We start from the raw sequence: 19693 nt of genomic DNA, 5'->3' as shown, positions 1-19693 counted from the left end.
TAAAGCTTAAAGGTTCCGCGTCGAGCGCCCAGATAACGAACCAAACCCTTCGATCAAAGCTTCCGTGCCATCAACACTGGATATTTGGTTCTGTATGTCGCGTAGCCGTTCATAAGATTCTTCACTTGGGTCATTTCCAAGTGCCAATTCGGCCGCTTTCAGTTCTTTATTTAATCGAACTGATTTATAATGCAAGGCCAAAGCGTGATTTAAGCCGATTTCGGCATCACTTTTGTCCGCTTTTTGGTCCACTTGCCAAATGCCCTGGCGGCGCACTTGATCGGTAATGGTGTTCAACACGTCCAACATGCCGCGTTGTTCAATCTGCCCACGCAATGTCTCCGCCAATATGCCGGGATCCATCGCCACGGCATTCATCAGCAAGTCCAGCATTTGGCTGGCTGCCTGGCTGGTCAGCTCCAAATTGGCCAAATCTTCCATGTGATGTTCGGCCAATTCCGGATGGTTGATCAGCCCCAACAAAATCACCGCCTCGCGCGGATGGATGGAGCCAATGCTTGTGCTTTTCAGCCGCTGCATAAGGCTAGAACTTGGGGCGTAGCTTTTGCGGCCATTGGTTTTGATCGAACCATATTCGGAACGGCCAGCATTGTTGTTCCGCCGAAATTGCTGCTTTCCCTGCGGCCGAAAATAGCGATAGAGCATGTCGTTGAAGGCTTGCCCGTAATGTTTCTTTACGGATTGGTCGACAATCTCATTCGCCAAGCCGCGGATGCGCGCTTCAAGCTCAGCCCGCGCCTCCGGCGTCTCCACATTGGCATTCTGTGTTTCACGGTTCCAAATCGCCTGCGAAAGCGGCACAGCACTCGCCAACAAATCCTCAAAACCTTTGCGCCCCTCACTTTTGATCAGATCATCCGGGTCAACACCTTCAGGCAAAGTTACAATTTTTGCGCTCTGCCCCGGCTTCAACATGGGCAACATCACATCCATAGATCGCGCTGCCGCGCGTTGCCCCGCACTATCCCCGTCAAAACACAATATGGGCGTTTGCGTCATTTTCCACAAAAGTCCCAAATGCTCATCGGTCAACGCGGTGCCCAAGGGCGCCACCGCACCATGAAATCCTGCCTGCACACAGGCGATCACATCCATATAGCCTTCAACCACCACAAGCGGCTTGCCATCATGTGCCGCCTGCCGCGCCATTTGGCCGTTATAAAGCGTGCGGCGTTTGTGGAAGAGCTCTGTTTCTGGTGAGTTGAGATATTTCGCCCGCGCTTCCGGCGACATAGCCCGCCCACCAAACGCAACCACGCGGCCACGAAAGTCCTCAATAGGAAACATCAGCCGATTGCGAAATCTGTCAAATGGCACGGCGATATCGTCACCAGCAACCAGCAAGCCACACGCAATCATTTGCTGCGCGGTTACTTGGTTTTGTGCCAAAAACTCCTTAAGCCCGTTCCGGCTGTCCGGTGCAAAACCCAAACGAAACTGTTCTTGGATTTTCGGCGCGACGCCACGCTCATTCAAATAGCCACGCGCCCGCGCGCCGACATTTGCTGCCAGCGCCTGCTCAAAATATTGAGTCGCCAGTTCCATCACATCATAAAGGCTGTTGCGCTTTTTCTGCTGTGCCTCCTGTTGCGGGTCACGTGCGGGCATTTGTACGCCCGCCTGCCCTGCTAAACGCTCCACCGCTTCAGGAAAGCTTAGGCCGCCCTTTTCCACCAGAAAGCGGAAATGGTCACCCGTTACCCCACAGCCAAAGCAGTGATAAATGCCTTTACGATCATCCGCGTGAAAACTAGGTGTCTTTTCTCCATGGAAGGGACAGCAGGCCCAAAAGTCCCCCCGCCCCGGTTGCGACTTGCGCTTGTCCCAGGTTACAAATTCGCCCACCACCTGAGAAATATTCAGGCGTTCGCGAATTTCATCCAAAAACTGATCACTAAAGCGCATATCGACCTATCAATTAAACCACAGGGCAAACATGCCCCCTTGGCCACCCGTCAATTCAGAAAAGCGTTCCAACACATCAATATCAACCACGCGACCCTTTTCCATATAAGGCGCAAACGCAGCCCCATGCACCATCAAAAACAGGTCCAGATCACCCGGCGCAGTCAAAAACTTATTGATATTAATGCCAACTGACGCAGCATTGTGCCCCTCAACTCGCCAAAATGGCACCAACGCATCGCCCGCCAACACAGATTCCAGCTCGTCCAAAACATCTTGCCAGCCTGCAGCCACTTCTGCTGTCACAGGCACACCAAACGCTGACTGTTGGCTCGGGTTGGGCAACCATTCTGCCTGATCATCTTCCTCCAATGCCACTAAGCGCCAAAACTCTTTATTGGCCGCGATCATGGCTTGGAAATGCCCCAATGCCTTTTGCGTCCTCGTCTGATCGGCAGGGCCGTGCAACGCGTTGATGATCACCGCAATCGTATCGATAATATTGTCATCACCAAAAATCGGATCGCGTTTCACTATGCCCAGTTCACGCATGTGCGCCACGCCGTCGGTCACCTTGGTCATCGCTGGCGTGGGATCAACGGAAAGCACCATTTCTGCCATGCCTTGCAACACATGGGTGTAGGCCAACAACCAGCGGCCATCAGCACGGTCAAATTGCACAATCGGCATTTGCCCTTCTTCTGGTGCAGGCACGTTCAGCGCTGCCCCGAGGAAAGCCCTAAGCCCCTCATCATCCGCACGTTGCCCATCTGCGTCTACATCAAACCAGATGTCATCAAGATTGATCACCAATGCAAACTCGTCTTCGCCAAGATCTTCTAAATGACCCTGCGCCGTGGCCAATGCGTCGGCTGCACCAACCAGTGCATTTTCGATAAAGGCAGGATCAAACTTGGCATTCGGGTTCAACCGCAATTGGGTTGTGCCACCCGGCACCAGTGGCAAACGGCCAGAATAATTATTGTAGCGCACCTGCAAAATATGTTCGACAGCCTGCAAAGTGTACAGCGCCCCCAATGCAAATTGTTTGCGATCACCATCTGGCTGCTGTTCAGCAAACGCAACGCCGGCAGATAAGCCGTCAGCTTTGATCACACCGCTCAGCGGGGAAGGTGAGATTTCCTGCGCATAAAGCGGTGAACCGGCCAAACCAAGACTGAGAACTATACCCAAAACAATGTGTCGCATTACTGTCTCCCTGCGGGTCGAAACCGCTCGTACAAAAAATATAAATATTGAAAAAACTATCTAAAGCCCAATGGCGCAGAAAAGCAATTGCCGCGCGTAGCCATGCACAATCAGTTTTGGTCGACCAAAAGCACTTGCTCAAAATGCACAACATCACCCTCAAAGCCGAAAGCCTGTCCGCCATCTTGATCAACGCGGCTCACACCAAATCCGCATTTTTCCAGCACACGAACTGACCCCGGATTGCTCGACAAAGCGTGGGCTGTCACCACATCGAACCCATCATCTTTCAGCTTATCCAGTGCGTGTTGTACCATTTGTGTGGCCAAGCCTTTTCCAACATGACCTTCACCAACGCGATAACCAATGTCAGCCCGCTCGCCATCATATGTGAGATTGAGCCGAGCGATCACCTCGTCTTGCTCGAGCACGACAAAATAGGCGCCTTGCCCCGATTGGGCCTCCTCACAAAGCGCGTTTACCGCATCCAACATGCCTTTATCCGTCAGCATTTTCAGCGGACGCGGCGGCACAAATTGCTCAAAATAATCAGCATTGCTACGTTCAAACCGCAACAATGCTGGCACATGATCTAAATGGATTGGGGTCAACTGAACCGCAAACACCATGTTTTACCCGTTCAGCTTGGCTTTCACTGCTTTTGACGCTTGGCCAAAATCAATCCGTCCCGGATATTTGGCCTTCAACACACCGACAACTTTGCCCATATCTTTAAGGCTCTGTGCACCCGTTTCTTCGATGGCCGCATCGATAGCCGCCTCAACTTCGTCGTCGCTCAAAGGTTTAGGCAAAAAGTCTTGAATCACTTCAATCTCAGCGCGCTCCTGTGCAGCCAATTCTTCACGGTCATTTTCCGCATAAACAGCCGCAGATTCTTCGCGCTGCTTCACCATTTTTTGCAAAATCTGCAAAATTTCAGCGTCGTCTACAGCCTCCTTGCCTTTGCCCCGCGCCTCAATATCCCGATCTTTAATCGCAGCATTAATCAGGCGTAATGTGCCCATCCGTCGTGTTTCGCGGTTTTTCAAGGCATGTTTGAGGGCTTGGTTGATTTGGTCTCGCATGAAGCATCATCTTTAGCTGTTGGAACAAGGCTTGAGTTATACCTAAGGCTAACCTTTATGCCAATGCCTGTTTATAAAAACATCTAAGTCATTGAATTTGTGCGATTAAATCTTTCACGGAATCAGTTGATTTTCTGCGCCTGCTCCCTTAGTGTCCATCCGATCCAGACCAAAAAGGTGCCCATGCGCGCAGCCACGTCTCAGCTGCCCTAAAGTCGCACCCAAAAGGTGGATCGGTTACATTCATAGATCAAAGGGAATGGCCGAAATGTCGGGTTGGCAAGAAACCAAAGCAACAGCGCTGCTTATCTTTCAAGATGGAACAATTGTCGAAGGCCATGGCCTTGGCGCAACGGGTCATGCCGTGGGCGAAGTGTGTTTTAACACCGCCATCACTGGCTACCAGGAAATTCTGACAGATTTGTCCTATGCTGGGCAAATCATCACCTTCACCTTCCCGCACATCGGCAATATCGGTGCCAATGCGGAAGATGTGGAAACAGTGAAAATGGCGTCAGCGCCCGGCGCACGCGGTTGCGTGCTTAAAGCCGACATCACCAACCCATCAAACTATCGTTCTGCCGAACATTTGAATGAGTGGCTCAAAGCCAACAACATTATCGGCATTTCTGGGGTCGACACCCGCGCCCTCACCGCCATGATCCGCGATAAAGGTTTTGCCAACGCCATCATCGCGCATGACCCTGAAGGCAATTTCGACATTGATGTGCTTAAGGCTGAAGCGGCAAAATTCGCTGGCTTGGAACATCTCGACTTGGCCAAAACCGTATCCACAGCCCAAACCTATAAATGGAATGAAAAGACTTGGCAGTGGGACGAAGGCGTTTCTGCTTTGGAAGATGCTGAACATCACATCGTTGCCATCGACTATGGTGCCAAATCAAACATTCTGCGCTGCTTGGTGGATCAAAATGCTGCGGTGACCGTGGTCAACGCGCAAACACCAGCCAAAGACATTCTCGCGCTCAATCCTGACGGCATTTTCCTCTCCAACGGCCCCGGTGATCCGGCGGCCACTGGCGAATATGCTGTGCCCATCATCCAAGAACTGATCGAAAGCGGCTTGCCAATTTTCGGCATCTGCCTTGGCCACCAATTGCTGGGCCTCGCTTTGGGCGCAAAAACGAAAAAAATGCACCAGGGCCACCACGGCGCCAACCACCCGGTTCAAGATTTGACCACCACCAAAGTGGAAATCACCTCTATGAACCACGGCTTCGCTGTGGATGCAGATACATTGCCAGCCAACGTCACAGAAACCCACAAATCTTTGTTTGACGGGTCAAACTGCGGCTTGATGGTCAATGATAAGCCGATCTTCTCCGTGCAATATCACCCAGAAGCATCTCCGGGCCCACACGACAGCCACTATCTGTTCGGCCGCTTTATGGACAATGTGAAATCACACAAAAAAGAAGCAGCCTAACCGCTGCTTCAAAGCCACCCCACGGGCGGCAACACAATTCTAGGCGAGCTGGATTTAAGCCATCCCCTCGCCTATTTTTTTCGGCAAAAGCGCAGCTATGCGCGTCAAAATACTTTCGGCAAACCATTCCGCCGCTTTGCGGAACCGCCATTCAAAGGCCCAAGAGAAGATAAACGCAGCCGCACCCGTTGTCACAATGGCTATCATAAGGCTCGCTGCATACCCCACTTGAGGCGTCAAAGCATTCAGCAGCAAATATCCTAGATTTTCGTGCAGCAAATACCATGAGTAGCTGACCAGCCCAATTTGCGTCAGGCTCGGCGTCACTAGTGGTATATATGGCAATCGCCATCCTTCAGCGTAAGAGCGAAATAGTACGATCAACCAAAATGTAATCAGCACAGGCATCAAAGTTTCCGGGCCGAATAAATAGGGTGAAGTCTCCACTGCCTGGCTAAACACCACCAAACTGGCCACCAGAATTTGCTGCTTAAACGCTCTCGAAAGATACCAACGCCCCTTCGCCAATTGTGCGCCCAAAACGCCAAGGGCAAAGAACGGCAAATATGGTGCAATTAACACCAAGCGCAGCGCGGTGGCTGCTTTGGCGGCAGGGTCAAATGCCAAGCCCAACCAAAAGGCCGCCAACCAGCAAATAGCCAAAATCAAGCTCGCCCGATGGAAAAACTGCAACATCTGGCCGCTATGTTTGATTGCCATCGCACAAAAACCAATCAGCGCATAAAATTGCAACTCTACAGTGATGGACCAGAACGAGCCATTGACCCATTCAAACAAGCCCCCCAGAAACAGCAAATTACCGAGCAAATCGATCCCATCGGGCGCAACGGGCCGAAAATCAAATTGCGGCAACAACGGCAATGGTACGACTTGATCCAGCGCGAACAGCAATATCGCCGCGGCGGCAAAGGCCGGATAGATCCGCGAAAACCGCTTCGCGAAAAACCGCCAAATTGTCGGCGAGCGCTCTAGGGTGTAAAAAATGCAAAATCCAGAAAGGATGAAGAAAAAGTAGACGCCAATCCAGCCAAAAACGATCGGCAAAGCCAAAGGCTCCGTTGCACCAAATGCAGTAACCGGCAAACGCGCTGTGTACTGATATAGGATCACAAGCAAGATGGCCACGGCGCGGAAAATATCCAACGTGACATCGCGTTCGGTGCCACTTGGCAGCGCATTTTGCAAAGGGGAAGCAGGCATTGTCGGTTCCTTCTCAGTCACCGCATATTATCGCCCGCTTCGCCTCCGCTCGCCATCTTTAGCTTTTATTAAGCTTAATCCTTAAACTTTTATCAACCAATGGTATCACAGGCCTGCACATTCCCGGTTTCATAACCGCGCGAGAACCATTCCATCCGCTGGGCAGATGTGCCGTGGCTAAATGTCTTGGGCACCGCAAAGCCTTGGGTGCGTTTTTGCAGCGTATCATCACCAATTTGCTCAGCCGCATTCAGCGCCTCGCGAATGTCGCCACGTTCCAGCAAGTTCTGCTCACCTACATAATTGGCCCAAATCCCCGCATAGCAATCAGCTTGCAGCTCAATCCGCACGGAATAGGCATTCACATCTTCTTGCGCCAACGCCCCCCGCAGGCGGTTAAACTCCGGCAAGGTGCCAATCAATTGCTGCACATGGTGGCCAACTTCGTGCGCCAAAACATAGGCTTGGGCAAAATCGCCCCCCGCACCAAATTGGTCACGCAGCTGTCGGTAAAAATCTGGGTCGAGATAAATCTTCTGGTCCGCCGGGCAATAAAACGGCCCGGTGCGGGCGCTGGCAACGCCACAAGGTGAGCTGGTTTGTCCATCAAACAACACCAGCTTTGGCGCCACATAAGTCAGGTCATTCTGTTCAAAAACGAGCGTCCAAAGATCTTCGGTTTCTGCCAGATTTACCGCCACAAAGTCGAGCAAATCGTCCTGTCCAGCATTGGGCATTGGCAAATTATCGCTTGGCCGCTGACTATAGGTGCTCCCTCCCGAAACATCGCCACTCAACAGGCTGAGCGGGTTGATGCCCATCATCCAGGCGATGCCAAGCACCACCAGCAGCATCACAAGGCCACCACCACCGCCCTTCGCAGCGCGACCGCGTGGCATTGGAATGCGCATACGCGAGCCAGAACGTCCACGACTTCTGCCAGAACGCCCACGCCGATCTTCAACATTGCTGCTTCGCCGCCGACCACGCCATTTCATAATTTTTATCCCCTGATTAACCGGTTCATTTAATTGCCACTTTTTCTCTGCCCTGTCCACTTATCCACCGGGCCAGAATAAATTTTTGACCAAATTGTCAAAAATCATACATCATTCCGTCATCGAAACGTCAAAGGTGCCCGGCAAGAAGGCGCCAGTTTCGATGTGTTTACTTCGCTATTCCATGGAGGGAATAATGTCACACTTTAACTCAATTTCTCGCCGCGCGTTTCTAGCAGGCGCGGCAGGTGCCGGCACCATGATTGCTATGCACCCATTCTCAGCAATGGCCAACAATGCGCAAGCCCATTTGCGTTTGATGGAAACGACAGATATTCACGTCGCCATTCATCCTTACGATTATTATGCTGACCGCCCCAACGACACGATGGGTTTGGCCCGCACAGCAAAACTGATTGAAGACATTCGCGCCGAAGCCACCAACTCCATGTTGGTTGACAATGGCGATTTGATCCAAGGCAACCCGATGGGCGACTATGTGGCCTATGAGCGGGGCTTTAAAGAGGGTGATTTGCACCCAATGATCGCCGCCATGAACACATTGGGCTATGATGTGGCCACCGTCGGCAATCACGAATTTAACTATGGCCTGCCATTCCTTGAAAAAGCATTGGCCGGATCAAGCTTCCCATTCGTCTGTGCCAACGTTGTGATGGGCACCGTGTTGGGCGAAGACCCAACCAAAGACAAAACATTGCTGTCGCCATTCAAAATTCTTGAAAAAGAAGTGATGGATGGCGCAGGTGAAAAGCACACCATCAAAGTCGGCTTTATCGGCTTCTTGCCACCGCAAATTATGGTGTGGGACTTCCAGCACCTGAACGGCAAAGTGATGACCCGCGACATCGTAAAAACGGCCGAAGCTTATGTGCCTTTGATGAAAGAAAAAGGCGCTGACTTGATCGTTGCCCTGTCCCACTCTGGCATTAATGGCGAGCCGCAAACCGACATGATGGGCAACGCCTCGCTTTATCTCGCTGGCGTTGAAGGCATCGATGTTGTGTTCACAGGGCACCACCACAATGTGTTCCCCAGCTCACAATATGATGGCATCGATGGCGTAGACACCGCCAAAGGCACCCTTCAAGGCAAACCTTCTGTGATGCCCGGTTTCTGGGGTTCACACATGGGCTTGATCGATTTGTTAATCGAGAAAAGCGGCAATGAGTGGAAGATCATTTCTCACACGTCAGAAGCACGTCCGATCTATGAGCGTGTTGAGCGCGAAGTGAAACCATTGGTCGAATCTGTGCCTGCCGTTCTGGCATCTGTGCAAAAAACCCATGACGATACGCTTGAATATGTACGGACCGCTGTGGGCGAAACCGAAGCAAAATTGCATTCCTATTTTGCACTGGTTGCCGATGATCCATCTGTGCAAATCGTCTCTCAAGCCCAGCTTTGGTACACCGAGCAAATGATGCGTGGCACTGAGTGGGAAGGCTTGCCGATCCTCTCCGCAGCCGCACCATTTAAAGCTGGCGGTCGTGGCGGCCCGGATTATTACACTGACGTGCCAGTTGGCCCAGTCGCCATCAAAAACGTAGCTGACCTTTATCTCTATCCAAACACCGTGCGTGCGGTGTTGATTGATGGCCGTGGCGTTAAAGAATGGCTTGAGCGTTCGGCGGGCATCTTCAATCAGGTGGAAAAAGGTTCCGCTGATCAACAGCTCATCAATTTGGATTTCCCATCCTACAACTTTGATGTGATCGATGGCGTGACCTACAAAATCGATATTTCACAGCCATCGAAATATCCACCACGTGGCGGCGATGCAATCAATCCTGATGCCTCACGCATTGTCGACCTGCGCTATAATGGCGAACCGATCGATATGGATCAGAAGTTCGTAGTGGCCACCAACAATTACCGCGCATCAGGCGGCGGCAGCTTCCCAGGCTTGGGCGACGATGTGATCATCTTCGTTGGTCCAGATACCAACCGCGACGTGATTGTGCGTTATATTGTTGAAAAAGGCACCATCAATCCAAAGGCCGACAATAACTGGTCTTTGGCACCTTTGGAAAACACCACTGTGCTGTTCGAAACTGGGCCGAAAGCCAAAGAACATGTGGCTGATGTAACCGAGGTGAAAGTGGATTATGTAGGCGAAGCTGAAAACGGTTTCGGCACTTACCGCATCACACTATAAGCAAACTCCCAGACCTTGCTTATGGGCGGCGCTTGTCGGGCGCCGCCTTTTCCTCACAAAATGTTGAACTGAGCCACCCTCCCCGCGCCCATCCAATCGCCATATTTCTACGTAACAATGGCATCATTGCTAGGGAGGCAAACATGACATTTTCTAGACGAGACTTTTTACGCACCGGCGCTGTCGTCGCGGGCGGCATCACATTTATTCCACTCACCGCTTTGGCCGATGGGCACAGCATGCATGAATTCAAAACTGCAAATGGCATGGTCAAAGTGCACCCTGTCAGCCACGCATCTGTGGTGCTGGAAACCCCAGAAGGCGTTATCTATGTGGATACAGTGGGTGACCCCGCACAATATGCAGATTTGCCAAAACCTGACCTTATTTTGATTACCCATGAGCATGGCGACCACTACAACGCGGAAACGCTGGCTGCCCTTAAAGGTGACGAAACACCCTTGATCACCAACCCCGCAGTGTTTGATATGTTGCCAGAAAATCTAAAGTCGAACGCCACACAAATTGGCAATGGCGGCACCACAAGCTTTAAGGCCGTGAACATTGAAGCCATCCCGGCCTACAACACCACAGAAGAGCGGAAAAACTTCCACCCCAAAGGCCGCGACAACGGCTATGTGCTCACAGTAGATGATTTCCGCATCTATATTTCAGGCGACACGGAAGACATTCCCGAAATGCGCGCACTTGAAGAGATTGATCTGGCCTTCATCTGCATGAACTTGCCGTTCACCATGGACGCAAAAGCAGCAGCGTCCGCCGTGGCAGAGTTCAAACCCAAAGTGGTTTATCCTTACCATTATCGTGGCCGCGACAACGGCACTCAAGACCCAGTTGATTTTGCCAACATGGTTGGCGCAGTTGCTGAAGTCAAAATGGGCGATTGGTACTAAACTAATCGAAATCTCTTGCTCCTTGAAACCGCATCCCAAAACATTGGGGTGCGGCTTTTCGTCTATTTTCCGCTCCCAATCTGTCCAACATTATTCCCATAGATTTGCCATACCCGACATTGACGCACCTTATATGTTCACGTATTGTTCCCGCAAAATTTGATTTACTCGTCACAAAAAACCAAATAGAAGGAATGTGTTATGATCGAAGGAAGCTGCTGTTGCGGCGCGGTGAAGTTTGAGCTGAAAAACAAACCGTCCATGCTGGGCACCTGCCATTGCTCCCGCTGCCGCAAGGTTGGGGCTAGCGCCATCATCTTTGTCAAAAAAGAAGATTTGGTATGGGTGCAAGGCAAAGACCAAGTGGCAACCTACACGCCAGAAGCGCCTTATAAATATGAGCGCAATTTCTGCAAAAATTGCGGCACCTCACTGGGCGAAATTCTTTCAAATGACGATAGCTTCCCTATCGCCGCCAATGCAATCGACAGCGAGCTTGATCTGAAAAACCAAATGCACGAATTCGTCGCCGAAAAACCATCATGGTATGAAATTTGCGATGAAGCCGCGCAAAATATGGAGCACCCTGCTTAAGCAGCGTGCCCCAACATCTAAAGGCTGATTTGCGCCACCACCGGATAATGGTCCGATATTTGATAATATTTCGGGCCATCATCACCAATTTGGCGCAAAATATCCGCATCCTTCACCCATTGGCCATGGCCATTTCGGCTATAAAGAATGTGGTCAATCCACACCCGATGATAGGTGTGATTGAAAATCGGATCAGCAAAAGAAGTCGTTGAATTGTCCTCAAAGTTCAATCGCTTCTTGTCTTTCTCGCTCAACCGATCAAACAACGCATTGCCCAACGCCAAATCCGGGTGCCACACAGACCCCATCAGCGTTTCAATCCCACTGGCTTTCAGCTTCATTTCGCTTGTGTCAAATCCCGGCCCATCATTGATGTCGCCACACACAATCAGCGGAATATCTTTGGTTTCATCGTCCCGCAGATAACCGTCCAAAAATTCCATGCGAAATTGCCGACATTGCGCCAACAGCCGCTCGCGATTGGCATCTGCCATCGCCCACCAGCGCGACCATTCATGCGCCGAGAATATCCCCTTGCTTTTAAGGTGCAGCCCCACCAGGCGGAAAATCTCGCCATCGGCCAGCTTGATCTCAGCATAGGCGGGCCGCCGTTCAAACCGGAACCATTCGGGGATTTTGTCGGTGCCAATATCCATCCAAAAGGGTTCACTTGCCTCAAAGATCGCCTCATTATTTTCATCCATGCTGTCAAAAATCCGCATGGGCGTTTGGGCGTCAAATTTATTGCCATCCAACCGCATGGCAATGCCAACACATTGTGATGAACTCCACATATCCGTGCGACCCGGTCCGTTGATCGATTTTGAGCTTTGGATAAAACATTGCCACTCGCCCAATGCCAATTCATCAAACAAAAGCTGCAATTCTTCCGTTTTGTTGGGCCCTTCAACGATCACCATCAAATCCGGATCAATATGCGCAAGCCCCAAGGCAATATCGGCCTTGCGTTTGGCGATGGTCACTTTCTTATCGCGATCAGCAAAATCATCATCATCTTTAAAAACGCTCGGGGCACCATTGCTGCCACCCGTAAAAAGATTATTCAGCCACTCCATATTCCATACGGCAAATTTAATCTCAGCCATGAGATCCCTCCCTGCCAAAGTAAAAATAAAAAACGCACACTAAAATAAAGGCGCATCTTACCAGAAAAATGACGGGGTTAAATAAGGTCCGATGCGGAGGGCGCACCGGACCTTTACGCTCAAACTCTAGGAAGGAGAGTGAAATCTAAAGTGAGCAAATCTCAGAACGGGTGAGAAACCGCTTTTCGCGGCCATTATCAAGCGAGAACATGCCGCCACGGCCGGGCACCACATCGATGATCAAATTTGTGTGCTTCCATGCCTCATATTGATCGCCACCAATATAGAATGGTGCACCACCAATTTCGCCCAACAGCACATCATTATCGCTGATCATCAGATCACCTTGCGCATAGCACATGGGCGATGATCCATCGCAACACCCGCCCGATTGATGAAACATAATCGGGCCGTGATCGCGTTTAATTTCTTCAATCAGCTCCAGCGCTTCAGCTGTTGCCGTCACTTTCTGCTCTGCCATCTTGCACCTCGCAAAAAGGGGGCTGATCTCTCAGCCCCACTTTGTTCGATCAAAAGAAGCCAAGCTTTTGTGGTGCGTAGCTCACCAGCATATTTTTGGTCTGCTGATAATGATCAAGCATTTTGAGATGGTTCTCACGACCAATGCCAGATTGCTTATAGCCACCAAACGCCGCATGAGCTGGGTATGCGTGGTAACAGTTGGTCCACACACGACCCGCCTGAATGGCGCGACCAAAGCGATAGCAAGTGTTCGCATCGCGGCTCCACACGCCAGCACCAAGGCCATAAAGCGTGTCATTGGCAATGGAAAGCGCCTCATCATTGTCCTTAAAGGTCGTCACAGACACAACAGGCCCAAAAATCTCTTCTTGGAAAATGCGCATCTTATTGTCGCCTTTAAACACCGTCGGCTGAACGTAATAACCGTTCTCAAGATCACCGCCCAAATGCGCCTGCGCGCCACCAGCCAACACTTCCGCGCCTTCTTGGCGGCCAATATCGAGATAAGACAAGATCTTCTCAAGCTGTTCAGAAGACGCCTGCGCGCCAATCATGGTGGCCGAATCCAGCGGATTGCCCTGCACAATTGCGTTCACCCGCTTCAAAGCCCGCTCCATAAATTCATCATAAATGTCTTCATGGATCAGCGCACGGCTTGGGCAGGTGCACACTTCGCCTTGGTTCAGCGCAAACATCACAAAGCCTTCAATCGCCTTGTCGAAATAATCATCGTCTTCACGCGTTACGTCTTTAAAGAAGATATTTGGTGATTTGCCGCCCAATTCCAGCGTCACGGGAATAAGGTTCTGGCTGGCATATTGCATGATCAAGCGGCCAGTTGTGGTTTCACCCGTAAAGGCGATCTTGGCGATCCGCTTGCTGGTGGCCAATGGTTTACCGGCTTCAAGGCCAAACCCGTTCACCACATTCACCACGCCTTTAGGCAACACATCCGCAATCAATTCCATCAAGATCAAAATGGACGCCGGGGTTTGCTCGGCCGGTTTCAGCACCACGCAGTTACCCGCCGCCAAAGCTGGCGCCAATTTCCATGTCGCCATCAAAATCGGGAAGTTCCACGGAATGATCTGGCCCACAACGCCCAATGGCTCGTGGAAGTGATAGGCAATCGTATCATTGTCAATTTCAGCAATCGAGCCTTCTTGCGCCCGGATCACACCGCCAAAATAGCGGAAATGGTCAATCGCCAAAGGCAAATCAGCTGCTGTTGTTTCGCGGATCGGCTTGCCATTGTCCCAAGTTTCAGCTTCGGCCAACAGGTCAAGATTTGCTTCCATAATGTCGGCAATCTTGTTCAACATCACGGCGCGCTCAGCTTGGCTTGTGCGACCCCAGGCGTCCTTTGCCGCATGGGCAGCATCCAGCGCAGCTTCAACATCTGCCTCGTTAGACCGGGCAACTTCACACAGCAATTGGCCATTCACTGGCGATGTGTTCTCAAAATATTTGCCAGATTTTGGCTCAACAAATTCACCATTGATGAAGTTGCCATATTTCGCCTTGTAAATACGCGATGCAGACTTGGAAATATCAATCTTGTTCATTCTATCCTCCTCTATGCCCTTTCTCCCAAAAGGGGTGAGGGCCAGCATGTATCGCCCGCAAATAAAGGTCAGCCCATCCGCAACAATGCGCGCCCTTAATCTGTCTCACTTTCGCGACAGATCGGGCCGCAAATCGCCCTAAACGGCACGACACGGCATTTACCCCCCTATTGCGGGTCACACTCTTCTGCTAATCTTCCCGTGGGAGGACTTTGGTAATGGCAACATCGCGTTCACATGCGGAATATGTCCGTTCAATTGTCGAAAAAGATCATAACGCCACACAATCCAGCTTGGCTGCATCTTGGCGTCGGTCCATGCTGCATTATGGCCTAACGCCAGAACAAAGATTGCGTGCTGAGCAAGTCTCCAGCACCCAATTGGGCGAAGCCCTTGGCCAGCTCGACTTTCTGATGCATGTGGCCCGTCCTACCCTTGAAAAGCTGTTTCAAACCGTCAGCCAATCAGGCTGCTGCGTTGTTCTGTCAGATATGGATGGGGTTATCCTCAATGCCCACTCCCAAGCAGGCGACGATATGATGTTCAACCAGTGGGGGCTCACCAAAGGCGCCATTTGGAGCGAAGCCAACCAAGGCACCAACGGCATCGGCACCTGCGCGGCAGAGCAACGCCCGGTGGTTATCCACCGCGACCAACATTTCAAAAGCCAAAACACCATGATGAGCTGCATGGGTGCGCCTGTCTTTGACAATGAAGGCAAAATGATCGCGGTGCTCGACATCTCAAGCTGCCGCAACGACATGACAAGCGGCATCGCCCATGTATTCGGCAAAGTGGTGGCCGACACGGCCCAACGCATCGAGCAAGACTATTTCCGCGCCACCTATAAAGACGCCCGCGTCATCATCGCCCCAACCGAAGATTTGTCCGCCACAGCGCTGTTCGCGGTCGATCAGGACGATCTCGTCATCGGCGCCAACCGTCACGCCCGCCGCGCCTTCGGCGTTGATCAGGCCATGCTGGCCGACCCAACGCCCATTAGCGACATTGTGCACACCAGCGACGCCCGCACCAATCTGCAAAGCGCCGAAAAGTCAGAATTCCGCCGCGCCCTCGCCCGTACCAAAGGCAACGTCTCCCTCGCCGCCAAAGACCTAGGCATCAGCCGCGCCACCATGTACCGCCGCATGCAAAAGTTGGGGCTAACGAGTAATTAAGTAGCACTCGGATGTCTACTTTGAGCCCTTAGTGCCGGTTGCTTCGTTGCGCATTAATGTCTGGCACTAAAGGGCGGACAAATCCTTGGTATAACCAAACTGTGTTATGCCAAGGGTTTGTAGCACAATATTTTTCAACGGTTTCCGTGAAGCGATCGATCGAGCCAAAAACGACCGTTTTGATCAGGGGGGTATCAATGGCGTTTTTGCCATACGCCTTGCAAGATGCTTGCGAAGCTTTCCATGCATTTGAGATTCGGCTATATTCAGCTCGTCCGCGCCATAATTGTAACTATTCGATCTGGGGGCCACAAATGTCTCTTCAAATATTGGTAAAGGAAATCCCCTCCATAGGGGCGTTTTTTGAAAAGCCTTACATGGAGTTTGAATACAAGGGTGAAATGTACCGGCTTGAGGAACTGAGTGGTGGCCACAATGGGTCATCTACCCCACACGAAGCAGCTGTTGGGTGCGATGTCAATCATCCGGTCTGGGATGAGGAGCGTGGCGTTTGGGTTATTCCGCTAGAAAACCACGTAATCAACATAGATATTTCTGTTCAGAAAAGTCTTAAAAGCAATCTACCCGACAGCTCTCCTTTCAGAGAGATGAAAATTTCATCACCAAGGCAAGGCAATAGGGTAACTAAAGGGCTTCTCATTAGCTCTGGTCGCAACAAAGACGGTGGGCCAGTATTCCCGGTTGACTGCGAGTTTCAAGCGTTCATAGATGTGAAGGTCCCAAACCGCCCACTGTTACGGAATGTGAAACCATTTCGTCTTTTGGCTAGAGGATTGGATCAATGGCCTCCCCTCGCAGGCACAACATATGAAAATCTAGACGACGTAGAGCTTTTTCCTGCATTGGTTCCGTTCGCGGATAGGATCATGAAGCCACTAGTGCGAATTCCAAAGGGCGACAAGACTGTTCTGACTGAGGTGTTTGAATTTCGCAATAACGACCGTGTCACTCTGTCAAAAATCGACCGCATTTAACCATTCGTCTGAAAGCGGTCATAGATTTTTCGAAAGCGAACGGCAGCTTTATCCGCAAAGCTGCCATTGCTCTCACCTCTACACCAAAACCTGCTTTTCCACCCCCCGAGTCTCAAATCTGAGACAGTCTGAGGCATAAATTTCACTCCACACCAATCTGCAGCTCAATATCGTTAGTGTCGGCATCTGGTCCGTCCCAACGATGATATACTTCGCGGCAATCATCGATCATGGTGAGGCCATTTTGTTTGATATAGCCCATCATCGGGTCATACCCCTTCGCGGACAAATCTTTAATCGGTCCCGTATAATGGCTGGTCACTGCCGAAATCTGTTCATAGGTATGAATGGTCAGATCACCTTCATAGGCTTCCGCATTGGCGATCGGCAATGCAATGGTCAGGGTGAAAGGTATGCTCATATCTTGAGACATATTTGTATATTGAAACACGGTCGGCCCAACCACTTGCAGTCCAAACCGCGCCACTGCATCCGCGATCAACGCATTTGCCTGTTCCGCTTTTTCCGGAATGGTTGAAATGGTCGCCTCGTTCACCGCGCAAATAGCTTTAAATGCCTCAATCTTTTGCACCTTCATGCCGCCGCTCCTGTTCAATGCAAAATGGCCATATCCATTGCGATTGCCCGCAACTTCGATTACCACTTTATTGAACTCAACCCTGCCCACAAGCCAATTCAGGTCTTTCCATGCCGCAGCTATCCATTCGCCCCGCCATTCGTGACGATATTACAACAATTTTGGCCCTCTCCATCGGCGGCAATGCCCCCGGGCGCACCAATATTGATGATGCAGAGGACGCCCAGAATGATGACTATCAGCGCGCATTCGACCTGATAGAGCAAGACCCGAACAATCTGTTTTTCATCGCAGAATTGGCAGGTGAAAAAGTGGGCTGTATGCAGATCAATTTGTTGCAAGGCTTGGCGGGCCGCGGTCGCATGCGTGCCCAGTTGGAAGGGGTGCACATCCGCGCAGATCATCGTGGCAAAGGCTTAGGCGGTGAAATGATCGAATGGGCCATCGCCTTCGCCAAATCAAAAGGCGCTGGCATGGTGCAGCTCACCTCGTCAAAAAATCGCCCAGATGCCCACCGCTTTTATGAACGCTTGGGCTTTGATCGCTCGCATGAAGGTTTTAAATTGTCGCTCTGATTGCGCTTTATTTTAAAGGATTGAGTTGATGAAACTTTTGGTCTCCCACGCTTCACCCTATGCCCGCAAATGCCGCGTCACAGCGCTTGAAAAAGGGATTATGGGCATCGAAGAAGTGCATGTTAGCCCGCTTGATGAGCCAGAAAAGCTGAATCATCTCAATCCACTAGGCAAAATTCCCTGCTTGATCTACGGCGAAAACAAAACCTTGTTCGACAGCCCGGTGATCTGTGCCTATTTCGATGAATTGGGCGAAGGCCCACGCCTCATGCCGAAAGAAGGCGAAGTCCATTGGGCCATGCGCCGCCATGAGGCATTGTTCGATGGCCTATTGGATAGCGCCCTCAACATTGTGGTAGATTTGCGCAAACCAGAACAGCAACATTCAGAGCAATGGCAGCAACGCTGGGGCTGCGCCATTGATCGGGCCTTGTCCCAAGGTCAAAACGAGCTGGACAAAATTGAAGGCGACATCTCTGCCGCGCAAATCGCATTGAGCTGCGCCATCGGCTATTTAGAGTTTCGCCTCAGCAAACATGATTGGCTCGCACCTTATCCTTATCTGCGCGAATGGTATGAAGCGTTCAATCAACGCCCCTCCATGCAAGCCACCTTGCCGAAGTAAACGCGATGACCCGCAATCAGGCGACATTGATTGGTGCGACATCCATTTTGAACTGGTCATTTTTGGCCCTGTTCACCGCTGCCAGCGGACAAGTCCCGCCCTTTCAATTGTCAGCCATGGCCTTTGCCATCGGCGCGCTGGTGGGCATGGTGCGATGGGTCAAACATCCCCAAGCCGTCCAACAGCTTAAACAACCCGCTTTGGTGTGGCTGCTCGGCATTGGCGGACTGTTTGGCTATCACTTTTTCTATTTCACTTCGCTGCGCAACGCCCCACCTGTAGATGCGGGCCTAATCAATTATCTATGGCCCCTGCTAATCGTCCTGTTTTCTGCGCTGTTGCCGGGCGAAAAGCTTAAACCGCATCATATATTAGGGGCATTGTTGGGCCTCGGCGGCGCGGTGCTTATCGTCACCAAAGGCCGTGGCATCGAAGTCGACCCGCAATATGCCTTTGGCTACGCCATCGGCATTTGCGGCGCGCTCACTTGGTCGAGCTATTCTGTATTGTCTCGACGGGTGGCGCACGTGCCCACAAATGCCGTTTCTGGCTTTTGCTCCGCCACAGCTTTCCTCGCGCTGATCTGCCATCTCTTATGGGAGCAAACCGTTTGGCCCGCCGATCTTGGACAATGGCTTGCTGTGCTCGCCCTTGGCGTGGGCCCTTTGGGCATCGCGTTTTACACCTGGGATTTGGGCATGAAGAAAGGCGACATTCAATTGCTTGGCGCTGGCGCCTATCTCGCCCCGCTCCTTTCAACCCTGATCCTGATTGGCTTTGGCATGGGCGAATTTTCGTGGGCCATCGGTGGTGCATGTGTGCTGATCACCGTCGGCGCCTTGATTGCATCAAAGGATATGATCCTGCGTAAAAAGCCGATTGCACCACCACCGACAGCGGGTCCCCGCCCAAGCTAAATTGTGGCAAGCTGGTCAAAAGTTAAATTATTTAGATTTTTCTCGGCTATAGGGGTTTCCCTTTTGTAATTTTGCGCCTAA

19 protein-coding genes are annotated in these 19693 nt (G+C 51.4%); 9 read left to right on the top strand and 10 right to left on the bottom strand.

The genetic code is table 11. The annotated features are described in order from the left end of the window. Positions 1 to 6: 6 nt before the first annotated feature. From dnaG to ACP15Y_RS09290, 4 genes are all read right to left on the bottom strand, one after another. Positions 7 to 1926 carry a DNA primase gene (gene dnaG / locus ACP15Y_RS09305; RefSeq protein WP_424982788.1) on the bottom strand — a complete coding sequence of 640 codons (1920 nt, stop codon included), beginning with the start codon at positions 1924 to 1926 and terminating at the stop codon, positions 7 to 9. A gap of 9 nt (positions 1927 to 1935) precedes the next feature. Next, on the bottom strand, positions 1936 to 3135 hold the full coding sequence (locus tag ACP15Y_RS09300; RefSeq protein ID WP_424982787.1) for a hypothetical protein: 1200 nt from the start codon (positions 3133 to 3135) through the stop codon (positions 1936 to 1938). A gap of 110 nt (positions 3136 to 3245) precedes the next feature. After that, entirely contained in the window at positions 3246 to 3764 is a 519-nt protein-coding gene (locus ACP15Y_RS09295; RefSeq protein ID WP_424982786.1) for a GNAT family N-acetyltransferase, read from the bottom strand. A 3-nt stretch (positions 3765 to 3767) separates the two neighbouring features. Further along, on the bottom strand, positions 3768 to 4220 hold the full coding sequence (locus ACP15Y_RS09290) for a GatB/YqeY domain-containing protein (RefSeq protein ID WP_424982785.1): 453 nt from the start codon (positions 4218 to 4220) through the stop codon (positions 3768 to 3770). 259 nt (positions 4221 to 4479) lie between these two features. Between ACP15Y_RS09290 and carA the strand changes: the two genes are divergently transcribed. Beyond that, positions 4480 to 5667 carry a glutamine-hydrolyzing carbamoyl-phosphate synthase small subunit gene (gene carA / locus ACP15Y_RS09285; RefSeq protein WP_424982784.1) on the top strand — a complete coding sequence of 396 codons (1188 nt, stop codon included), beginning with the start codon at positions 4480 to 4482 and terminating at the stop codon, positions 5665 to 5667. A gap of 54 nt (positions 5668 to 5721) precedes the next feature. Here carA and ACP15Y_RS09280 read toward each other — a convergent pair whose 3' ends face one another. Further along, positions 5722 to 6888, bottom strand: a complete 1167-nt coding sequence (locus tag ACP15Y_RS09280; RefSeq protein ID WP_424982783.1) for an acyltransferase family protein — start codon at positions 6886 to 6888, stop codon at positions 5722 to 5724. 92 nt (positions 6889 to 6980) lie between these two features. Continuing rightward, on the bottom strand, positions 6981 to 7886 hold the full coding sequence (gene ypfJ, locus ACP15Y_RS09275; RefSeq protein WP_424982782.1) for a KPN_02809 family neutral zinc metallopeptidase: 906 nt from the start codon (positions 7884 to 7886) through the stop codon (positions 6981 to 6983). 196 nt (positions 7887 to 8082) lie between these two features. Here ypfJ and ACP15Y_RS09270 point away from each other — a divergent pair, with 196 nt between their 5' ends. The 3 genes from ACP15Y_RS09270 (at position 8083) to ACP15Y_RS09260 (ending at position 11570) form a co-directional block, all read left to right on the top strand. Beyond that, entirely contained in the window at positions 8083 to 10062 is a 1980-nt protein-coding gene (locus ACP15Y_RS09270; protein ID WP_424982780.1) for a bifunctional 2',3'-cyclic-nucleotide 2'-phosphodiesterase/3'-nucleotidase, read from the top strand. Positions 10063 to 10205: 143 nt separating this feature from the next. Further along, a complete protein-coding gene (locus ACP15Y_RS09265; protein WP_424982779.1) occupies positions 10206 to 10976 on the top strand; it encodes an MBL fold metallo-hydrolase in 771 nt (256 codons plus the stop codon). 201 nt (positions 10977 to 11177) lie between these two features. Further along, positions 11178 to 11570, top strand: coding sequence for a GFA family protein (locus tag ACP15Y_RS09260; RefSeq protein ID WP_424982778.1), 393 nt, complete (start codon positions 11178 to 11180; stop codon positions 11568 to 11570). 17 nt (positions 11571 to 11587) lie between these two features. On the opposite strand, the gene ACP15Y_RS09255 is transcribed toward ACP15Y_RS09260, so the two are convergent. The 3 genes from ACP15Y_RS09255 to adh all read right to left on the bottom strand — a co-directional run bounded on the left by ACP15Y_RS09255 (position 11588) and on the right by adh (position 14724). Continuing rightward, positions 11588 to 12676, bottom strand: a complete 1089-nt coding sequence (locus ACP15Y_RS09255) for an endonuclease/exonuclease/phosphatase family protein (RefSeq protein WP_424982777.1) — start codon at positions 12674 to 12676, stop codon at positions 11588 to 11590. 145 nt (positions 12677 to 12821) lie between these two features. Next, positions 12822 to 13157, bottom strand: a complete 336-nt coding sequence (locus ACP15Y_RS09250) for a DUF779 domain-containing protein (RefSeq protein ID WP_133571543.1) — start codon at positions 13155 to 13157, stop codon at positions 12822 to 12824. Positions 13158 to 13206: 49 nt separating this feature from the next. Beyond that, entirely contained in the window at positions 13207 to 14724 is a 1518-nt protein-coding gene (gene adh / locus ACP15Y_RS09245) for an aldehyde dehydrogenase (protein ID WP_424982776.1), read from the bottom strand. Positions 14725 to 14942: 218 nt separating this feature from the next. Here adh and ACP15Y_RS09240 point away from each other — a divergent pair, with 218 nt between their 5' ends. Then, entirely contained in the window at positions 14943 to 15902 is a 960-nt protein-coding gene (locus tag ACP15Y_RS09240; protein ID WP_133571545.1) for a GAF domain-containing protein, read from the top strand. Between the two features lie 197 nt (positions 15903 to 16099). Beyond that, on the top strand, positions 16100 to 16897 hold the full coding sequence (locus tag ACP15Y_RS09235; RefSeq protein ID WP_424982775.1) for a hypothetical protein: 798 nt from the start codon (positions 16100 to 16102) through the stop codon (positions 16895 to 16897). Between the two features lie 142 nt (positions 16898 to 17039). On the opposite strand, the gene ACP15Y_RS09230 is transcribed toward ACP15Y_RS09235, so the two are convergent. Beyond that, positions 17040 to 17495 (bottom strand): hypothetical protein, encoded by a 456-nt coding sequence (locus ACP15Y_RS09230; protein ID WP_424982774.1) that lies wholly within the window; start codon positions 17493 to 17495, stop codon positions 17040 to 17042. A 110-nt stretch (positions 17496 to 17605) separates the two neighbouring features. Between ACP15Y_RS09230 and ACP15Y_RS09225 the strand changes: the two genes are divergently transcribed. Genes ACP15Y_RS09225 through ACP15Y_RS09215 form a run of 3 tightly spaced genes read left to right on the top strand, consistent with a single transcriptional unit; the run spans position 17606 to position 19612 of the window. Then, positions 17606 to 18070, top strand: coding sequence for a GNAT family N-acetyltransferase (locus ACP15Y_RS09225; protein ID WP_424982773.1), 465 nt, complete (start codon positions 17606 to 17608; stop codon positions 18068 to 18070). Between the two features lie 28 nt (positions 18071 to 18098). Beyond that, positions 18099 to 18695 carry a glutathione S-transferase N-terminal domain-containing protein gene (locus ACP15Y_RS09220; RefSeq protein ID WP_424982772.1) on the top strand — a complete coding sequence of 199 codons (597 nt, stop codon included), beginning with the start codon at positions 18099 to 18101 and terminating at the stop codon, positions 18693 to 18695. A gap of 5 nt (positions 18696 to 18700) precedes the next feature. After that, positions 18701 to 19612 (top strand): DMT family transporter, encoded by a 912-nt coding sequence (locus tag ACP15Y_RS09215; protein ID WP_424982771.1) that lies wholly within the window; start codon positions 18701 to 18703, stop codon positions 19610 to 19612. Positions 19613 to 19693 lie beyond the last annotated feature (81 nt).

Origin of the sequence: Maritalea sp. S77 (assembly GCF_049801075.1) — a bacterium.
Taxonomy (GTDB): Bacteria; Pseudomonadota; Alphaproteobacteria; order Rhizobiales; family Devosiaceae; genus Maritalea.
Note: the sequence above shows the minus strand (reverse complement) of the source record. Positions and strands in the feature narration are given on the sequence as shown.